We start from the raw sequence: 4,507 nt of genomic DNA, 5'->3' as shown, positions 1-4,507 counted from the left end.
CCGCGCGGTGCGGCTCCGGCCGATGTCGTCCCGGCCGGTGCCGGATCGCCGGGGCGGACGTCGCCAGCAGGGTCGGCGGGGCCGGTGCGTACCGGAGGCGGCCATTACCTGCCGGCCCTGGCAGGCAACCGCCAGGACGAGCTGGTCGAGCGGGATGTGGAGCCGTCGTGGCCGCTGTTCCTGCCGCCGGGGGCGGAGCTGTTGTCCACGATGGACACCGGCAATGTGTCGGGTGAGGTGGTGGTGGTCGGTTCGGGGGCCGGCGAGCCGGTGGGTGTGCTGAGCGCGGTACGACGCGCGGCGGCCGGCGTCGACCAGCCCGTGGTGGTGGTGTCGGTGCCGCCGGGCGGCTCGCCGGACGCGGCTCAGGTCGACACGGTCCGAACATTGCTGAACGTGTACGGGTGGCGGGGCCGGGTACCGGTCGTGGTCACCCGCGGGAGCCTGACACCGTTGGAGAGCCTGCTGGACTTGTATGGCGTAACGGCGGTGTATCAGACCAGTGTGGGTGCCGGGCTGGGTGGCCCGTCCGGCGGCCTGGCCGCGTTGAACCTCAGCAACGCCTGGGTACTGCGCCGACCGGCCGGCACCGCCGGCAACCCCGCAACAGCCGGGCTGTCATCGGAAGTGCTGTCGGCGGAGTTGCTGCAGGCAGCGGCCGGCCGGCGCCGCCCGGTATTCGACCGGCCGAGCACGCCGGTGGCCTCGTTCTTGTCGGTGCCGCTGCAGGACACCGGCCGGATCCGTGACACGTACGACACCTACCGGGCCCTGCTGACACCGGATCTGCCGCAGGTGCAGCAGATCGTGTCGAGAGACCCGGCATTCGCCGGCCACCAGGCGGTACTGGGCCTGGCCGAACTCGGACAGTTCGACGCGGCGGTCGCCTACCTCCAGGCCGGTGACGACCGCCCGGACGTCATCGCCGCGCCGCTGCTGAACATCGACCGTGACGCCACCCCAGTGGAACGGGAACGTGCGGTGGTCGGCATGCTGCCCCACCTGGCCGCACTGGCCCGGGCCGTGTCACACGACCTGGCCAGCGAAGCGATCCTGCTGGCCGTCGCCGACCTCATCACCGAAAACCGGTCCCAGGAAGACGTCAAGAACGACATCTGGTTCCACAAGAACCTCCTACCCAAAGACGGCCGCCTCCGCGTCGGCTGGGTAACCCACCTGACCGAACTCACCCAACAACTACCCGAACACACCAACAGCCTGGGATGGATCGCCTCCGCCATCATGAACTGCCCAGACTAACGACGAGCCCCTCCACCGTGGACAGCCACCCGAACCAGGCCCCGCCGGACCGGCCGCTCATGGTGGCGGTGAGCTGTCCATTCCGTGGGATAGCGCCGTTGTCGAGACATCCGGCCACCGTGATGGCACGACATCCATCCTCACGTAGGCGCGCCGACCACGAGCCGAGAAGCTCAGGTGCGTCCTCAGTGCCGCGGGGAGTCGCCCTCCAAGCGCTCCAGGTCGCGACGCCGAATAGCGATGAGCTTCTCGCTTACGGAGTCCTCGGTCACGCCCCGCCGTATCCAGCCAATGTCACGGTCTTCGTACCGGATCGCAAACACGCCCGATGGCGATGACCCGATCTCGTGGCGATGATCCTGCAGGGCCCGTCATAGGAGTTCCAGTTCCGTGCCCAGCCGCAGGAACTCCGTCCTCTGCGGGAAATCCGGCTCATCGCAGAAGAGGGTGTAGTCGGGATCTGTCGGTTTTCGAGGTCGCCTGCACGGATTTTCACGCTCGGCTGCACTCATATCCGGGCGCGACGAGACGTGCGCCGGGGAACGAGCTATGTACCGTCGTTGCCATCGCGCAGAGAATGGATCATCCTCTTCAGGGTCCGGAACGCGTCTGACTGCTCGGTCTCGGTCAGGCCGGCCAGCATTCTCACCTCGACGGACCGGACCGCCACGGTCGCCTTCTCGAGGCTCCGTCGGCCGCGAGGCGTGAGACGCGTGGGAAGAACCTTCCCGACGGGTGCCTCCGCCGGCCTGGTCACGTAGCCGTCTCGTTCCAGGGCCTGCAACAGCACGTTCATCGACTGGCGTGTCACGAACGCGCCCCGCGCGAGCTCGGAGTTCGACAAGCCCGGTCGTTGAGCCAGCAGCTCGAGGCACGAATAGTGCGTCACGGTCATCCCGAGCGGCCGCAGTACCTCCTCCATGGCTACACGGAGGGCGCTCGACGCCTCTTTCAGCAGGTAGCCCAGTGACGTCTCCAGGTCGACGCCGACACCGTCTTGACTCATGTCAGCATTCTGACATAGTTTGGCCTGTGTCAGGAAACTGACACGAACAAAAGGAGCATCATCATGCCCGTCACCGGCCCCGACTTCATCTCGCTCCAAGTGCGCGACCTCGACGCCTCGCAGGCGTTCTACGAGCAGTACCTCGGCCTCGTCCGCTCGCAGGCCGGACCTCCGCACGCCGTCGTCTTCGAGACGAAGCCGATCGCGTTCGCACTCCGCGACATCGTTCCCGGCACCGACCTCGCATCCGTTCCTCAGCCCGGCATCGGTGCCGCGATCTGGCTCCACGCCACAGACGTCCAGGCCATTCACGATGCTCTCGTCGCCGACGGTCACACCATCGTCTCCGCACCGATCGACGGCCCCTTCGGTCGGACATTCACCTTCGCCGACCCCGACGGCTACCAGATCACTCTCCACGACCGCGCCTGACAGGCCAAACGCCACCGGACGATCACCGTTCCCCCATCCGCGCCTTGATCCGCGAAGCCCGCAAAGAACCACCGCTGGGACGGCTGTCCGCAGTGGAGGAGCTCGTCGTTAGTCTGGGCAGTTCATGATGGCGGAGGCGATCCATCCGAGGCTGTTGGTGTGTTCGGGTAGTTGTTGGGTGAGTTCGGTCAGGTGGGTTACCCAGCCGACGCGGAGGCGGCCGTCTTTGGGTAGGAGGTTCTTGTGGAACCAGATGTCGTTCTTGACGTCTTCCTGGGACCGGTTTTCGGTGATGAGGTCGGCGACGGCCAGCAGGATCGCTTCGCTGGCCAGGTCGTGTGACACGGCCCGGGCCAGTGCGGCCAGGTGGGGCAGCATGCCGACCACCGCACGTTCCCGTTCCACTGGGGTGGCGTCACGGTCGATGTTCAGCAGCGGCGCGGCGATGACGTCCGGGCGGTCGTCGCCGGCCTGGAGGTAGGCGACCGCCGCGTCGAACTGTCCGAGTTCGGCCAGGCCCAGCACCGCCTGGTGGCCGGCGAACGCCGGGTCCCTCGACACGATCTGTTGTACCTGCGGCAGATCCGGTGTCAGCAGGGCCCGGTAGGTGTCGTACGTGTCACGGATCCGGCCGGTGTCCTGCAGCGGCACCGACAGGAACGAGGCCACCGGTGTGCTCGGCCGGTCGAATACCGGGCGGCGCCGGCTGGCCGCTGCCTGCAGCAACTCCGCCGAGAACACCTCCGATGACAGCCCGGCCGCTGCGGGTTCGCCGGCCGGCCGGCGCAGCACCCAGGCGTTGCTGAGGTTCAACGCGGCCAGGCCACCGGACGGGCCACCCAGCCCGGCACCCACACTGGTCTGATACACCGCCGTTACGCCATACAAGTCCAGCAGGCTCTCCAACGGTGTCAGGCTCCCGCGGGTGACCACGACCGGTACCCGGCCCCGCCACCCGTACACGTTCAGCAATGTTCGGACCGTGTCGACCTGAGCTGCGTCCGGCGAGCCGCCCGGCGGCACCGACACCACGACCACGGGCTGGTCGACGCCGGCCGCCGCGCGTCGTACCGCGCTCAGCACACCCACCGGCTCGCCGGCCCCCGAACCGACCACCACCACCTCACCCGACACATTGCCGGTGTCCATCGTGGACAACAGCTCCGCCCCCGGCGGCAGGAACAGCGGCCACGACGGCTCCACATCCCGCTCAACCGGCTCGTCCGGCCGGTTGCCTGCCAGGGCCGGCAGGTAATGGCCGCTTCCGGTACGCACCACATACAGCTCCGGATCGCCGGCACGCCCCGACGAGACCGTCACACCCTCCGGGGTGATCACATGCAGCCGCACGTCCAGCAGACCGGCCGCCACATCCACCAACACCTCGAACAACGGGTGGTAGCCACCCGGCCGGCCCAACGCCGCCAGGAACGCCTCGTACTGCCCCTCGCCCTGCGCCGCCGCAACCGCATACACCGAGTTCCGGCTCAGGGCCATATTGTCGAGTTCGAGCAGCAGCCAGGCCCGCAAATCCGCCGGTGTCATCCCGGCCATCAAAGCCACCGTGCCGGTCCGGCCCTGAAGCTCCCCGGCCGCCTGGATCATCGAACCGAACCACGCATCACCGTCGAGCACCATCTCACCGGCATACCGGCCCAACTCGTCCAACACCCGCTGCTGCGCCTGCGACAGCGTGCCGGGACCCGCCACAGGCGACACCGGCACCGACCCCGGCGACAACCCGGGCGACGTCCGCCCCGGCGATCCGGCACCGGCCGGGACGACATCGGCCGGAGCCGCACCGCGCGG

General features: G+C 68.3%; 4 protein-coding genes. 2 read left to right on the top strand and 2 right to left on the bottom strand.

Annotation, left to right across the window (positions count from 1 at the left end):
* A partial coding sequence (locus ABD352_RS06345; protein ID WP_344611263.1) for a hypothetical protein occupies window positions 1-1,260 on the top strand: 1,260 nt, incomplete at its 5' end.
* A gap of 547 nt (window positions 1,261-1,807) precedes the next feature.
* Here ABD352_RS06345 and ABD352_RS06340 read toward each other — a convergent pair.
* Window positions 1,808-2,266, bottom strand: coding sequence for a MarR family winged helix-turn-helix transcriptional regulator (locus ABD352_RS06340; protein ID WP_344611262.1), 459 nt, complete (start codon window positions 2,264-2,266; stop codon window positions 1,808-1,810).
* 63 nt (window positions 2,267-2,329) lie between these two features.
* Here ABD352_RS06340 and ABD352_RS06335 point away from each other — a divergent pair, with 63 nt between their 5' ends.
* The gene (locus tag ABD352_RS06335) at window positions 2,330-2,698 is read left to right on the top strand and encodes a VOC family protein (RefSeq protein ID WP_344611261.1); all 369 of its coding nucleotides are present in this window, start codon (window positions 2,330-2,332) and stop codon (window positions 2,696-2,698) included.
* Window positions 2,699-2,806: 108 nt separating this feature from the next.
* Here ABD352_RS06335 and ABD352_RS06330 read toward each other — a convergent pair.
* Window positions 2,807-4,507: tetratricopeptide repeat protein (locus ABD352_RS06330; RefSeq protein WP_344611260.1), on the bottom strand; the 1,701-nt coding region annotated here is incomplete at its 5' end.

Origin of the sequence: Dactylosporangium salmoneum, from assembly GCF_039532525.1 — a bacterium.
Classification (GTDB): Bacteria; Actinomycetota; Actinomycetes; order Mycobacteriales; family Micromonosporaceae; genus Dactylosporangium; species Dactylosporangium salmoneum.
The sequence above is the reverse complement of the archived record's forward strand: the minus strand, read 5'-3'. Positions and strand labels throughout refer to the sequence as shown.

Bases quoted from the DNA above. Each gene is read 5' to 3' on its own strand.
- ABD352_RS06335 (WP_344611261.1), top strand. From the start codon at position 2,330: ATGCCCGTCACCGGCCCCGACTTCATCTCGCTCCAAGTGCGCGACCTC.
- ABD352_RS06340 (WP_344611262.1), bottom strand. From the start codon at position 2,266: ATGAGTCAAGACGGTGTCGGCGTCGACCTGGAGACGTCACTGGGCTAC.